At 43.3% G+C, this 16,013-nt stretch carries 11 protein-coding genes; 2 read left to right on the top strand and 9 right to left on the bottom strand.

The genetic code is table 11. The features are described 5' to 3' along the window. Positions 1-64: 64 nt before the first annotated feature. The 9 genes from E5260_RS00235 to E5260_RS00195 all read right to left on the bottom strand — a co-directional run bounded on the left by E5260_RS00235 (position 65) and on the right by E5260_RS00195 (position 12,289). Positions 65-1,525, bottom strand: a complete 1,461-nt coding sequence (locus E5260_RS00235) for a response regulator transcription factor (RefSeq protein WP_003641582.1) — start codon at positions 1,523-1,525, stop codon at positions 65-67. Then, positions 1,525-3,237: a sensor histidine kinase gene (locus tag E5260_RS00230; RefSeq protein ID WP_003641583.1), complete on the bottom strand. Its 1,713-nt coding sequence runs from the start codon at positions 3,235-3,237 to the stop codon at positions 1,525-1,527. Before E5260_RS00230 ends, E5260_RS00235 begins: the two co-directional genes overlap by 1 nt. Further along, on the bottom strand, positions 3,238-3,849 hold the full coding sequence (locus E5260_RS00225) for a YesL family protein (protein WP_003643597.1): 612 nt from the start codon (positions 3,847-3,849) through the stop codon (positions 3,238-3,240). Positions 3,850-3,921: 72 nt separating this feature from the next. Continuing rightward, positions 3,922-5,547 (bottom strand): glycoside hydrolase family 13 protein, encoded by a 1,626-nt coding sequence (locus tag E5260_RS00220; RefSeq protein ID WP_003641585.1) that lies wholly within the window; start codon positions 5,545-5,547, stop codon positions 3,922-3,924. A 102-nt stretch (positions 5,548-5,649) separates the two neighbouring features. Next, a complete protein-coding gene (locus E5260_RS00215) occupies positions 5,650-7,122 on the bottom strand; it encodes an ABC transporter substrate-binding protein (protein ID WP_003641586.1) in 1,473 nt (490 codons plus the stop codon). Positions 7,123-7,211: 89 nt separating this feature from the next. Next, positions 7,212-8,129, bottom strand: coding sequence for a carbohydrate ABC transporter permease (locus tag E5260_RS00210; protein ID WP_025015642.1), 918 nt, complete (start codon positions 8,127-8,129; stop codon positions 7,212-7,214). 12 nt (positions 8,130-8,141) lie between these two features. Next, positions 8,142-9,104 (bottom strand): ABC transporter permease, encoded by a 963-nt coding sequence (locus E5260_RS00205; protein WP_003641588.1) that lies wholly within the window; start codon positions 9,102-9,104, stop codon positions 8,142-8,144. Positions 9,105-9,439: 335 nt separating this feature from the next. Further along, complete coding sequence (locus tag E5260_RS00200) at positions 9,440-11,290, bottom strand: beta-N-acetylhexosaminidase (protein ID WP_003641589.1); 1,851 nt, start codon at positions 11,288-11,290, stop codon at positions 9,440-9,442. A 171-nt stretch (positions 11,291-11,461) separates the two neighbouring features. Continuing rightward, the gene (locus tag E5260_RS00195) at positions 11,462-12,289 is read right to left on the bottom strand and encodes an AraC family transcriptional regulator (protein WP_003641590.1); all 828 of its coding nucleotides are present in this window, start codon (positions 12,287-12,289) and stop codon (positions 11,462-11,464) included. A 128-nt stretch (positions 12,290-12,417) separates the two neighbouring features. Between E5260_RS00195 and E5260_RS00190 the strand changes: the two genes are divergently transcribed. Together E5260_RS00190 and E5260_RS00185 are read left to right on the top strand one after the other, a co-directional pair. Next, positions 12,418-14,166, top strand: a complete 1,749-nt coding sequence (locus tag E5260_RS00190) for an ABC transporter ATP-binding protein (RefSeq protein WP_003641591.1) — start codon at positions 12,418-12,420, stop codon at positions 14,164-14,166. After that, positions 14,147-15,958 (top strand): ABC transporter ATP-binding protein, encoded by a 1,812-nt coding sequence (locus tag E5260_RS00185; RefSeq protein WP_003641592.1) that lies wholly within the window; start codon positions 14,147-14,149, stop codon positions 15,956-15,958. Before E5260_RS00190 ends, E5260_RS00185 begins: the two co-directional genes overlap by 20 nt. The last annotated feature ends 55 nt before the right edge of the window (positions 15,959-16,013 follow it).

Raw genomic sequence — 16,013 nt, 5'->3', positions numbered from 1 at the left:
TAATGTACTCAATCGCTACAATTGGTTACGCGTACACTTATCAAAACCAACTTGTTAAAGTTGATTAACTACTCAGGACACCCGCCTTTCGGTAATCACCAGGCGACATCCCCGTTTGTTTTTTGAATAATTTATAAAAATAACTAGAATTTTGATAACCAACCGCCTCAGCAATTTGACCAATATCCAGATCTGAATCTCGTAATAAATCCACCGCGACATCAACACGATAATCATTGAGAAATTGGGCAAAACTACGTCCAACTTCCTGCTTGAACAATTGACCCAGATACACCGCATTGAGATGCAATTCACTCGCTACTGCCGCTAACGAAAGTTGTTCTGGATATCGCTTTTTAATAATCTGGCGCATTGCCAGCACATTTCTTGAAAACTGTTGAGTACCCTGTTCAGTAGCAAGTTCAGCAACCCACTGTAACTGACCTTTAAGATCACTAACGTCTTTGGCGTGATTGATTGCGGCAATGATGGCTGCTTTATCATCAAATTTCGTCAGTCGGTCACTTAGAACCAGCAATACAACTAGTGCGAACTGTCGTGCTAACAAGTCCGACGCATTTGCCTGCTTCATTGCGTCAAATTGGTGGGTTAACCATATTGAAAATCCAGTCAAATCGATGCCATCCAGTGCTTTTTTGACCTCAGAATAACTTGGCAACGTCGATGAAACGCTCTCTTGCGTATCTGGCAGCATCATTCGCAGCCCTGAAGCAGTTTCAAAAAAGTATTGTCTTGCAATCTCACGACGCAATTGAATATAACGCGTTCGCAATTGTCCGACATTCTTAATTGGAGCTCCAATTAGAAATGGCCGATGTGCTACCCCGATCTGATGAGGTGCTTCATTGATAAATATGTTTAATTGGTCAGTCGTCCCTTGAAAGACAATAATAAAATCTTCCCGCTCAGTATAAAAGCCCTTGACCGCTTTTATCACACGTAGGTAATTCACTAAATCTTTAGGCGGTAAGGGGTTTAGTACCCCAATAAGGCGAACGGTTGTTGGTGTGGCAAACTCAATTCCTAGCGCCTGGATAATTTGCAGTTGCTCTGGCTCGCGATCAGTCGTCAGTAATGTCCGTGTCTGTGTCTGAATTGCCAGCGATGCAATCTGATGTTGCTGTTGTTGTGCTTGTAACCGGTCCAAGGCACCTCGCAGTGTTGCCAACAATTCATCAGTATCAATTGGCTTACGTAAATAATTTACAGCATTTTGCTGCAAGCCAGCACGTACATAGTCAAAATCTGAATATCCTGAGATTACGATCAATTCCATTGCTGGTTGAATCTTCTTGGCAGCCGCTACAAATTCTGGGCCCGGCATCTCCGGCATGTTCATATCTGAAATTAAAATATCAATGTCATTATCTTGTAAATACTTTAACGCTAAGCTGGGATTTTGCTCCGTATTCACAATCTCCAACCCCAATGATTCCCAATCAATTAGTAATTTAAGCCCACGTAATAGCATGTATTCATCATCAACTAACATCACTTTCCGCATCACTTAACCCCCTCACGATCATCAAACTGCAGCAATACCGTAACGCCCTGTTGGTCATTACTATTAATTGTCATTTTAAAACCGTCCCCAAAACTATCGTGCATCCGTGAGTAGACATTCTGTAGTCCAATTGAATGCTGTTGTTCAGCTGCTAATGGTTGCTTCAACTTTTGATTCACAGCTTTAACAGCTTCCGGTGACAGGCCGCGGCCATTATCCACGATCTTAACGTGAACGATACCAGCTTCACGCCAAGCCTTTAAACTTAGGGCATTATCCACCCGTGAGAAGTTGACACCGTGCACGAAGTAATTCTCGACAAGTGGTTGCAAACTAAATTTGGGAATCTCAACCGCAGCGACATCGTCAGCGACCGTAAATTGGTAAGCTAGCCGATCAGGAAACCGAACTTGATATAAAAAGACATACTTTTCAATAAAACTAACTTCCTGCTTCAGTGTCGTCCGTGATGATAGATCCGTGTTATTTCGCAATAATGCAGCAAAGCTATACACTACATTGGCGAGTTCTGGCTGATGTGCTTCTAACGCAGCCATTCGAATATACTCTAATGTATTAGACATAAAATGCGGGTTGATTTGTGCCTGTAATGCTCGCCGGTTCGCCTCTTGTTGGGCGATCTGTAATTGATAGATCGTATAAATATGCTGATGAATTTCCGTCAACATAGCGTTAATTCCGCCGGCAAGTGTATGCAAGTCTGTCGGTCGCAGATTCATTGGAACTCGTGCATCTAGATTACCATCAGAAACCGTTTGAACAGTATCAACAATTGTATTCAGTTGGTGCTGGTACCGACGAAAAGTCAGCCACAAGCCCGTACTTAGCCCTAGTAACAAAATCAACCCTAATAAAATTAACGGTAGAACATGTCCGATAATCAGACGACTTAATAGATGCCTATTCAAGACTGTCATCACCGTATAACCGGATGATAATTGTTTCGTGGTAACATGATAATCACGCAACATTTTCATGTTGCCCGCCGTTAGTGCCTGGTTCAGATCACGTTGCTGTTGTCGCGTGACCCGTTTACCAGCAAAGTAAAAGACTTCATCATCAGCCTCTGAACGTACCACAACTTGCAAGGGCTGGGTCGCATTCACTTGTGACAACTGCCGCTTGATCTCGCTCTGATCAAAGCTGATACTGAGAACCCCATCCGTTTCTAAGGATGTCTGATTGATTAACGGAGCATTAATTGCAAAACGTTGTTTAACGTCTTTGGCCGGATATAAGGCGCCACCAGGATTAGCTTGTGTCGCAACAAACACCTTATTTTGACTCAATAATCGTAGTGTCAGTTGAGTTACTTGATCATGCTGAGTAAAGAATTGCCGTGACTCAGTTGGCCAGAAAAAGTATGGACTGCCACTAATACTTTTATCAATCGCATAATTGCTGTAATCAGTGATAGACGAATCAAAATATTTTTCGATACTCGGTAAATTACTCGATGAACTTGTCATTTGAGTCGCGAATTGCGCGGCAATTTGTTGATTCTGATTAAGCATTTGACCAACCTGCACGATGGCCGTATTCTCGGCCTGCTCCAAATCCGCATCATAAGTTCGAATACTAACGGTGATAAAGACGGTTGTTGCCAAAACAACCATCACCGAAATGATGGTTGTATATAACTTAATCAGGTGGGCAAAGCTCGCCTGCATAGCATGACTTTTCAGCAACATCTAAACTGCCCCTAGCATCTTATCAATCTTGTCATACCACCGTCGTGACAATCGATCTGCCCCAACCATATAGATTCCAGGACTTAGGAAAAGGATCATCCCTGGCCACTTCAAAGAGATGACGATCAATACGATCGTGCCAATAATAAAGGTCAATAACTGCGTAAAATTACTAAAGAACTGAACAATTGCTAATTTAATGGCATCTTTGAAGGCAACATCGTAGCGCGACCGCAACATCACGGTAAAAATTGCTAAGCTAAAATCAAGAATCAAAGCAAATACGATAATAAATTGAATGAAAATTATCCATAGTGTATGAATCGAAAGGCTTAAATATAAATTATAAGCCAAGACGGCCCCTACCCCTAAGAACAACCAAGTATGCAAGTTCATTTGCCAAAAATGGCGTTTAAAGCGCTGCCATCCTTCCTTAAAGTGATATAACCGATAATCCCACTGCTTATCCATATGCATCTCAGTTACAGTTCGAAACGCCGGTCCAATTCCTAGTACAACCAACCCAGCGACTGTATAAATCCAAAAATAGACGGTCATTATTAAGAAAATAAATACCCGTGTAAAAATCTTATCCGCTGCGCGTCCAATCATTACTGTCTCCTCCTTTTCATAATCTATCTGTATAGTATCAAAATCCATTCATTGATAATAGCGTTTCCACTTCTAGCTTAATGCAAGGATAAACGCTTCATACGGTCGTAATACCACCCGCCCCAGTTGCTCAGGATAATCTTGATAGTTACTGATAATCAACTCAGATGCTCGCTTTGGTAGATCTACCGTAATAAGTGTATCAGCAAAATTAGCGCAAATTAGCCATTGGGTTTGTTGCCAATTCCGAGTGTAGGCAACGATTGGTGCCGGTACCGCTGATAACTCGGTAAACTCACCCTGTTGCAACACCGCCGACTGTTTGCGTAATCTAATTAGCCGCTGATACGTCCACCATATCGATTGGTGGTCCGCTTGGGCGGCCGCAACATTGATCCTCGGATAATTGGCATTGATTGCCAACCATGGTTTGCCCGTTGTAAATCCCGCGTGTTGCTTAGCCGTCCATTGCATGGGCGTCCGCGCATTATCACGATTAAAGATATTGATTTTCTGCATGGCGGTACCAGCATCATCACCCTGTGCTCGTAATTGTCGATAAATTGTCCGGGCTTCAACATCGTTAACTTGATCGATAGTTGCAACTGGGCAATCAGTCATACCAATCTCTTCCCCTTGATAGACAAAAGGTGTGCCTTTTAGTCCGTGTAAAGCAATGGCTAACATCTTCGCACTCAGCTCTCGGTACTGACCCGTAGCCCCAAAGCGTGAAACGGCGCGGGGCAGGTCATGGTTACTCCAGAATAAACTATTCCACCCGTGAGTCGCCATCGTCGTTTGGCAAGCATAGAGCGCTTGTTTCAGTTGTGCAACATCAAGTGGTCGCTGTTCCCACTTTTCGCCGCCAACCTGGCGATCAGCCCATAAGTGGCCGAATTGGAAGACCATACTTAATTCTTCGCGCTGCTCATCACTGTACTGTCGCGCATCTTCTGGACTTGCACTCCAGGCTTCACCGACTGTTAAAAAATCACGGTTCCGCCAAGTCTGACGATTCATTTCATGTAAATATTCATGCAGATGCGGCCCGTTCACTAAAATTTTTGCACGTGGCTCCTTGGCAATCATATCTATGACATCCATCCGAAACCCTTCGATTCCCTTATCGATCCAGAAATTCATCATACGATAAATTGCGCGTCGTAAGTCTGGATTCTGCCAATTCAAATCAATCTGCTTTTTTGAAAACAAGTGCAAAAAGTATTGGCCCGTTAGTTCATCTAGCTCCCAAGCTGAACCGCCGCTGAAACCAGATGTCAGATTATTAGGTGCATGCCCATCAACAGCATCCGCCCATACATAATAATCGCGCGTCGGACTATCTGGATTCTGACAAGCATCCACAAACCACGGATGCTCATCACTGGTATGATTCACGACCAAATCCATCACGATTTTTATGCCACGCTGAGCCGCTTGAGCGATCAACTGATCCATATCGGCCATCGTGCCATATGCTGGGTCAATCGCCTGATAATCCGCAATGTCATAGCCGTTATCAGCATTCGGACTTTTGTATACCGGGCTTAACCACAGCGCATCCACACCAAGGGTTGCCAAGTAATCGAGCCGACTGATAATCCCAGGGATGTCACCAATTCCATCCCCGTTACTATCTTGAAAGCTACGTGGGTAAATCTGATAAACCGTTGCGCGTTGCCACCAATGTGCTTGCATGCTACTGACCCCCTACTATTCTTAATTATGGCCCAATTTGTATGTAGACAAAGAGGTCGTAGTGCCCAGCACCCGACCTCTTTGTGGTAAATGATTTAAGTGTTACTGTTTAGCTAAGAAGGCGTCGTATTGTTTCTGTAATTCTTTTTGAACTTTATCGTAACCAGCGGCTTTGAGCTCTTTGTCCATCTTCTTAATTGTTGGGACTGGGTCGGCAGTACCAGTATTTAAGATATCAAGATACTTACTCATTACGTTCGATAAGTTCGTAATCTCGGTCTTCAATGAACTCGTATCAGGATTGAAACCAAGTGCTGCAGAAGTCTTCGCATCCTTAATAGATTGATCACGCTTCTTAATCATCGCTTCAGTCGTTGAGTCTTGAGTATAAAGGTTCTTGTTATTACCCATCATCCAAGCACCAATGAATGTGTTAGGCTTGTACTTATTGGTTATCTTGATCTTACCCTTAGCCTTGTCCGTAAAGTTCCATTGAGTTCCTTCAAGACCCCAAGTAATGTTGTTAAGCAAGGTCTTATCCGTGTTCAACAGGTTCAAGACTTGCATCGCTTCTTTCTTATGCTTGGAAGTCTTGGAAATTGTCCATACAGCCACTTGGGATTGAGCAGATGACTTATAAGGATCTGTAATGGCCTTAGACTTCATCTTCTTACCGCCCGCATTCGTAATCAAAGCGGAATCGCCGTAATCGAATGGTCCTTGGGTTTCTTGACGTACGAACCAAGTGTTATCTTGTAAGTTATATTGTGTGCTAGACGTTGCAGCATCCTTAGGAATATAACCCTTTTGGTAATAGCTGTGCAAAGTCTTCAGGATTCCTTGCATTTCACTAGTATCGTAGACATTCACAATCTTCTTACTTGAACCACTAGAGTCAATGGCAAATGGTAGCCCATTACCCAATGGGAAGTCCATGTGTTTTGGTGATGCCTTGAACCCTTGACCGATTGCAAAGGCTGCCACTCCTGGTTTTTCTTTATGGAATTTCGCTAAAGCTGACTCCATGCTTGCGTATGAATCAACATCATTAATACTAATATTGTACTTCTTCAAGAATTCATCGTTGAATGTCAGCATATTCTGCGCGTAAATGTTGGCATTGACTGGGAAGCCATATGTTTTACCGTTAACCTTTAGCCCTTTCCAGTAGGCTGAATCAACTTGTTTGTACGCTTTGTTGGCCACACCACCACTCTTTAATTCGCTATTCATATCGGCGTATGCACCCTTAAGTGCATTTGACGTATAGTTTTGCGCAAAGGCCAAATCGTAACCGCTACCAGAAGTAACCATAACATTGTACTTCTGTTCATAATCGCCCCAGCCGATAAAGTTCATCTTTAAATTGATATTCTTGTAAGTCTTATGAATTTCTTTATTCGCCCGTTTAATCATTGCGTCATAGTTCTTCGGCTTATCACCAGGCATATACATATTAACGGTTGTTGCCTTACTGGATGCTGAATCGCTATTGGACTTACCACAACCAGCTAGTGCCACTGTTCCAAATGCTACGGCACTAACTAGGGCCGCACCCTTTACAAATTTATTCATAGCTGTTCTTCCCCCTCGGAAAAGTTTTTTGAAATGACTTATTAATACCCCGAACAGTTAAAACGAATTAAATACGCAACACTACCAAACTAACCTTTGACGCCACCAATCGTCATTCCTTTGACGAAGTACTTCTGGAAGAATGGGTAGGTTAATGCAATTGGTAAAGTTGCAACAACAACGATTGCGAACCGCATACCTTCACTTGGAACATTGGCGGCACCCGCAATTGCGCCATTGGCTTGCATATTTTGTGTCATAAACTGAATATTGTTTTGAATCTTGATGAGTAAATATTGCAATGGTGTGACGCTATCCTTGTTAATGTATAGCAAGGCATTCATCCAATCATTCCAATAACCTAGTGACGTGAATAAACTAATTGTTGCAATCCCTGGAATTGCCAGAGGTACCACGATACTCCGGAAAATCCGCAACTCACTACCACCATCGATCCGTGCCGATTCAATGATTGCTTCCGGAATGGATGTCTTGAAGAAAGTCCGCATGATCAAAACGGTATACACCCCAAAGCTCATCGGTAAGATTAACGCCCAGATATTATCCTGTAGACCTAGCATTTGAGTCACAACCAAGTAAGTTGGCACCATACCTGGAACAAACAGCATAGAAATCAAAGCGAAAATGGTGAAAAATCTAGCATAGGCAAAATCCTTACGAGAAATTGCATACGCGTACGTCGAACTAAACAAACTGTTCATTATGGTCCCAACAACTGTTACAAAGATCGTAACACCTAATGAGACTAACACTTGATGACCCATTTTAGCGAGATACTGATAGCTCGCAAAGGTCCAATGTTTAGGCCAGAATTGATACCCATACGTCGTAATATCTGATTCTTGTGTCAACGATAAGATAATGATGAAGAAGAACGGTAAGATACACGATAGTGCAAAGATTGCTAGGAAGATGTTGAAAAACAGGTTGGCGCCAGGTCCGAACTTGCGAATCTCAACAGCTGAAATATGTTTTTTCTTACGCAATGACGGCACCCCCTAAAATAATGCTGATTCTGGTTGTTTACGCCGAACCACCCAATTACAAACAATGATTAACAGTGCACCGACAACTGATTGCATTAGCCCAGCAGCCGTTGACATCCCAATATCATTAGTCGTCGTCAGCGCGCGGTAAATATACGTATCAAAGGTCTGTGTCACATTAATCAACGTCCCTGATGAACGCGGAATTAGGTAGAATAGCCCGAAATCGCTACGGAAGATCCCCCCAATATTCAAGATCAACATTAACGTTGCAACTGGTAGGATGTGTGGTAACGTCACGTTTTTAATCTGTTGCCATTTATTTGCACCATCCATCATCGCCGCATCATAGTACGATGGATCAATTCCCATGGCCGTGGCAAAGTACAGAATACTGTTGTATCCAATTCCTTTCCAAACCCCTAGGAAGATAATGATAAATGGCCAGACCCACGGCGTATTGTAGAAGTCAATCGGCGTCCCGCCAAATGACTGAATAATATGGTTCAAAATACCCTTATCCGAACTCAAGAAGGCGTATACGAAGTAGGCCAAGATTGCCCATGATAAGAAATATGGAAATAGCATTGAAGTCTGATAAGCTTTCAAAAGTCGTTGGTTGCGCATTTGACTCATGACAATGCCAAAGAAGATGGCAAAGAAAAAGTTCAACAGTAAGAAGGTTAAATTGTACCCAACCGTGTTACGTAACACGATCCAAAAATCTGCCGATTTGAAGAAAAAGGCAAAGTTCTGAAAGCCAACCCACGGACTATGCAGCACACTATAGATGAAGCCTTGATCCGAGTATTGAAAGTTTTGAAAGGCAACAACGTTAGCCAACACGGGAATGTAGAAGAAGATAATTAATAATATCGCACCTGGAGCAACCATGAGCAAGAATACGCGGTTGTCCCATAAACGCTGGAAGAAATTGCGCTTCTTGACGATTGGAACTGCGGCATTTTGTGCCATCGGTTCTCCCTCCTTTCATTATTACACCTGTTATAGTAACCGCTTTCTCAAACGGCAACAATCAACTAACTTAAGGGATATATTGACAAACTCAAGATTTCATCAAAATTAGGTATAATTTCGACACAAAAATCAACAATCTAATCCTGTTAGAATCAACGGGCCACTCTGATTAAAACGTTTATTAAACAACCTAACAATCGAATTAACACGTTGTTAGCATACCAACATCAGCATATCAAGCTAGTGTCGAGCATTGTGTTAGCATCCATCCCATTATCGTTATCAACCAAAATAAAAACGACACCATTTTTTCGGCGTCGTTACGGTTCTATCTAAAATGACAATTCACAGGCGCTCACAATTTCTTTATACAGCCCGTGCCCGACCAATCCGTTATTGCGCTTATCCATTGGTAATAACGGTTCTCGCAATTCAGCTAAGTCATCACGTCCTGCTAGCCATTCATCAATACGCCAAGTAACCGTCTCACAGCGCGCGATTTGACCACCTAATCGAACATCGATAACCTCAAAGCCATTTCCACGCCGTTGTTGCTGCCAAAGCGCTCGAAAATCGCGTAATAATTGTTCCAGTGCATGCTGGCAACTTGTCACCGCCGCTCGAGCCGAGTCAGCCCGTAATTTAGTTACATCAGAATCAACAAGGGCTACCACTACCTTTAGAGCTCGTTGTTTTACTAAAACCGTCCGTGCCAATTGCTTGTAAAAGGTCACCATCAATTGATTTTCTTGATGGACGTGTACCTGATCAAGCTTCGTCATTAAGTCCAGATAATGAGCTTCAACATCAATAACTGCTAAGTTAGACCGGTATCGCTGCAACATTAGATCCTCATAAAGAATCAACTTGCTCACATTATCAGCATCGACGTTAACTTTACTCGTAAAGTTATCAAATTGATCTAAGAGTCGATAAAAAGTCGCGTTTTCGCCCTGTATCATGGCATATTCTGTATCGATCATCGCCGGTGTGACATCCTCGTAATACTGATAAGTTGCAAAAGCTTGTAGGCCATACCACGCTGCACTAAAAGGTACTTCTGCGCCGTCGTCAAACCACATTGTCGCAACTACTTGCTGCACGCCACTCGCTTTGGCAGCTTTCAAGCCCGCGTCAATCGTTGCCAGCATCTTACTTTGATTAGGTGCCAAAGCACTCCACGTCCAGATTCCGCCCGCAAACGCCACATCATCACTAAGTTCGAAGTGTTGGGTAAAGCGCTCACGATAAGTCTGTTCATCTTCATGGTAATAGTCCCAATAAACTTGACCGACTGGCGGTAAACTCGCTTTAAAGGCAGGGTCAAAATGCACATCCGGATCATACATTTCATGCTTTGATGAAGCGAATGTAAACCATAAGTCACTCCACATATAAGCTTTTAAACCTAATTTCTGAGTTAACGATACGACTAATTGTAACTGTTGTAAGATAAGTGTTTCTTGATCTGTAAACCCATTTTGATCTAAATAGCGTCCACGGCCAAGCTGATAGGCTTCATCCATCCCAACGTGAATCTTATTAGTTGTGAACGGGGCACTCGCCGCACGCAAAAGATTAGTGAGGAAATCCTTTGTTGCAGGTGCTCCCACCAGTAACGTATCGTCCGTGTCTTTGACTGCCGCATGCGCATCCCACTTTAACGCATTATGCAGATGTGCTAAAGTCTGAACAGCTGGAACGATCGTCACACCAAAACGATCACCATACAAAGCAATCTCATGTAGTTCGGTCTGCTGATAACGACCACGACCACGACCAAAATATGGTGCCTCTGGGATTTCAAACAGATCCTCTAAATATAGCCATAACTCATTGTAACCCATGCTTGCTAGTCGCCGGATGATTTGCTTTATCATTGCAACTGTTGGTACGCCATTACGAGCAACATCGAGCATGGCAGCCAGCACTTCAAATCTTGGTTGCTGTCGAATATCAAATTGCGTTGCTTTCCGGGCTCGACCACATAACAATGCCGCACCATGCATCAACTCTGCCGTACTGCCATATGTGAGACGCACCTGATCACCATTGCGTTGAATGTGAATACCAGTTGTCGCATGCTGGCATTCAACACTAAGATCGCTTGTCGGCATGATTGCGGCACAAACCGCCTGTACTGACTGTACTTGCTCAGTAGTCAACCCTTGCCACGTTATCATTTAGAAAATTCCTCCTACAAGTTCATTATTTTTTGGGGTCTGACAAGATCTATTTTTGCGACTGAAATATACCATAATGGGAGTACAGTAAACAGGGCAGCGCTTACATTTTTGAATAAAGTTGTTCCGCTAACTATACCAACTTCCCGTATTATTGGTATTTGATCACCTTTATCTCTCGATTAACGTTGGGGCAGCGCCAAAGTACCGCTTGAATACCTTGCTAAAATAATACGGATCTTGATAACCGACCGCATGAGCAACTTGGCGTACTGTGATTGCTTCTTGCATGAGCAGTTGCTTAGCACGTTGCATTCTTAGCCTTGTCAAATAACTAATCGGCGTTTCGCCTTGAATTGCCTTAAACGTTCGTGACAAGTACGCCGCACTAACATGAAGGGAGGCAGCCACCGTTCCTAATGTCAGATCTTCATTGTAATGCACATCCAAGTAATACGTGGCAGCATTGACCAACGCCTGCTGATCTCGACTAACATTACCTTGATGCAGTTCGGTATAATCGTTACTAACACTATTCTCTGGTAAGGATCGCAATAACCAGCAAAGCTGTTCAATCACCATCGCTTGAATTAACAAGGCGTGCCCAAATACGGTGGGGCGCTGACTTTCCGCTACAATTCGTTGGGCATTTGCCATGAATTCTGCCCGATAATCATCAAGACTAATTAACGCATCTTTAAAGGGCAAGTGGTTAGGCACCTGACCAGGTAGCGCGATATGCCGAAAGCCTATGTGCAGTTGAAGGCTTTGGGTATGCGGGGGCTGAGTCTCCTGATGATGAATGCCAGGGTTAAACAGTAGTGCCTGACCGGCAACAACTCGACGCCATTGTCCTTCCACATTGTAGTCTGAATACCCTTCCAACATTATTGAGAGCTCTAGAAAATCATGTTGATGATAGACGTAGGTTCCTGGATGTTCATTTCGAAACGGAAAGGCGTAAAGGACTTCCGGTTCAAATTCACTTAATTGCAACATTGTGATCCCTCCTTACAAAAAAAGACATTAAACTAGTCAAAATAATCTATTCAATGATCCCTCCAATATCATCATACTTAGCCTTGTCAAGTTAGCCAGCTTTAGCTGGTTACTACGGGAGGTTAATCATGAATCCTTATCAGTGGGTCTGGCAATACGCCCGGCACAGCCGCTGGCAAATCATACTAGCTAGTCTCTTAATTACCGTCAATGCACTTGGTGTAGTAGCAGTACCATTATTGGGTGGCATCATTGTTGACGTGGTCATCAATCAACGACATCTCAACTTGCTTCTGCCTTTATTAGCAGGGATGGTCGGTATCACGTTAATTCGAACCGTGATGCGTTACTGCTACATTATCCTCTGGGAACGCGTCGGTCAAAATTCATTGTATGACATTCGCCATGATTTATTCACGAAATTGCAATCCTTAGATTACCCCTTCTTCAACTCTGTCACTAACGGCGATATTATGGCTCGGTTAACTGGTGATACTGATGCAATCCGACACTTTCTATGCTGGGTTACCTATAACACCGCCGAATGTGTCCTATGGTTCTTAACTGCCGTGATTGTCATGGGTTGGCTCAACTGGCAATTAATGCTCGCACTAATTATCCTAACACCCATTATCGCCTGGTTAACGACACGCATGAGTACCGAAGCACACACTGTCTTCTTTGACATCCGTCAGAGCTTCGCCCACTTGAATGCCATGGTTGAAGAAAACATTTCAGGTAATCGGATCGTGCGGGCCTTTGCCCGTGAAGATTATGAAATCGAGAAGTTCCAGCAACTCAATCATGATTACAAGGAAAAGAACATGGCCTCCGCTGCCGTTTCTAGGCGGTACCTACCGACTTTAGATTTTCTTGCATCCTTGTTATCAGTCATTGTTTTACTGCTCGGAAGTATTCTCGTGATTAATCACCAGATGAGCCTAGGACAACTGGTTTCGTTTAACGGCTTTTTATGGATGCTCAACCAACCGATGCGTATGAGTGGCTGGTTAATTAACGATATTCAGCGCTTTTCAGCCGCAACTATTAAAATCCGTTCAATGCTGAACACGCAACCAACAATCATAACCACTAAATCACAACAAGTGGTTCCTATTCGAGGCGCTGTCCAGTTTCAGCACGTCGACTTTGCTTTCCCAGATACACCTCAAGTCAACGCACTTTTGGATATTAATTTTACTGTCGAACCAGGACAAACGCTCGGAATCCTTGGTGAAACTGGCTCTGGAAAAACAACGTTAATGAATCTCATTGCTCGTTTTTATGATCCCACGAACGGCCGTATCTTAATTGACGGACGCGATATTCAGCAGTGGTCGGCCCAAGACTTACGAAACCAAATTACGATTGTAACGCAAGATCTTTTCTTGTTCTCGGACACCATTACCGACAATATTAATTACGGCAATCACGATGCGTCAATACCATTTATCCGCGAGATGGCGGCTATCGCTGATGCCAATAACTTCATCGATCAGATGCCTGACGGTTATGATACCGTTGTCGGTGAACGAGGCGTTGGTCTCTCAGGTGGTCAAAAACAACGGATCTCTCTAACCCGAGCACTTGTTAAAGATCCTCGTATTTTGATTCTAGATGATACGACTAGCGCTCTCGATATGGAGACTGAAGCAACCATTCAACAACGATTGAAAGCGATTACAAAAAATAAGACAGTCTTCATCATTGCCTCTCGGATTTCCTCACTCCGCCATGCTGATCACATCATTGTTCTACGTCATGGTGAGATTATCGAACAAGGCAATCATGAATCTTTACTTGCTCAGAACGGCTACTATGCAGAGACTTATCGTCGGCAACTCGGACTAATTAAAGATGCGAAAGGAGATGAGTAGTGTGACCAAGCGAAACACCTACAACGAAGACGAAGAACTTACCAGCCGCTTTAATTGGCACGACTACGCACGACTTGGCCACTATCTACGACCTTACTCGTGGCGATTGTGCTTTGTGTTAATCACTATTTTAATTGGCAACATCGCCATCATCTTGGGTCCCTATTTGATGAAAATCGCGATCGACACTGCGATTCCTAACCGTAATCTTCCATTGATCTGGGCATTAAGTGGCACATTTCTAATCAGCTTAGTCATCGCATTCCTGTGTTTTCGATATCGTATCTGGGCAATCACCGAGATTGGTCAAAGTTTACTAATTGATATGCGGACTGATCTATTCACCCATTTACAAGAGTTACCATTTGCTTATTTTGATTCTCGACCGCATGGTAAGATTCTGATCCGGGTGGTTAACTATATCAATACACTAAGTGATCTACTGGCAAATGGCTTAGTTAACCTCATATCTGATATTATCTCAGTCCTCGTCACGTTAATATTCATGTTTGCAATTAACTGGCAATTGACCCTTGATAGTCTCGCATTGATTCCAGTACTAGTTTTATGGGCTTACCTGATTCAAAAAAAGCAGCGTCAAGCCTTTCGCAAACTAAGCGATAAACAGTCCAATCTCAATGCTTATATCCATGAAAGCATTGCTGGAATCAAAGTGACGCAAGGTTTCGCCCAGGAGGCCAACGCGATCCAGACCTTTGATGCGGTTGCTGATGACAATCGGCGTGCCTATATGCAAGCTGTCAAAATTCAATACGCGCTCGGTCCAGGGGTGCAAAACATCTCAACAATTACAACTGCACTAATTTACTTTATCGGTATTCAGCAACTGGGGGTCGTTGTCAGTACTGGGACGCTAATTGCCTTTTTAGGGTACATCAATAATTTTTGGAACCCAGTGATTAACATCGGTAACTTCTATAATTCCTTAATTACTGCCACCGCATACTTGGAACGTATCTTCGAAACTATGGATGAAAAACCACAGATTCTCGATACCCCAGACGTCTTTAACTTGCCGCCCATTAAGGGAGACGTCCGCTTCAACAATGTCTCATTTCGCTATGAAGAAGCCGGCCCGTTGACATTACACGACATCTCGTTTCACGCCCAAGCCGGACAAACAATCGCTTTAGTTGGACCAACCGGCGCTGGCAAAACGACGATAATTAATCTATTGTCGCGCTTTTACAACGTCACAACTGGCAATATTACCATCGATAATATCAATTTGCAGCAAGTTACACTCGATTCACTGCGGCAACAGATGGGTGTCATGCAACAAGAAACATTCATCTTTTCGGGCACCATAATGGATAATATTCGTTACGGTCGACTTGACGCAACGGATGACGAAGTTCGTTCGGCCGCCAAAATTGCTCGCGCAGATGCTTTCATTCAAACATTGCCCGCTGGCTATAATACAACGGTTCAGGAGCATGGTAGCAGCTTATCAGCGGGGCAACGACAATTACTCGCCTTTGCCCGGGTTTTGCTAGCCGATCCGCGAATTCTTATTTTAGATGAAGCCACTGCCGCAATTGACACAAAAACTGAAACCTTGTTACAAGAAGGACTTAATGAATTATTAAAAGGACGAACTAGTTTTATCGTCGCACACCGCTTATCCACCATCCAACGAGCGGATCAGATACTTGTGATCAATCATGGCCGCATCGTCGAGGCCGGTCGTCATGATCAACTAATGGCAATGCACGGCGAATACTATCGTCTCTATGACTCTCAGTACCAAATGCTCCAAGATCAAAATTGACAATGAGTGTAATTTAAGGACTGTTTTACTAGCAGTCCTTTTTTACGTGGTAACC

Origin of the sequence: Lactiplantibacillus plantarum (assembly GCF_014131735.1) — a bacterium.
Taxonomy (GTDB): Bacteria; Bacillota; Bacilli; order Lactobacillales; family Lactobacillaceae; genus Lactiplantibacillus; species Lactiplantibacillus plantarum.
This window is presented reverse-complemented; position numbering and strand designations above follow the sequence as displayed.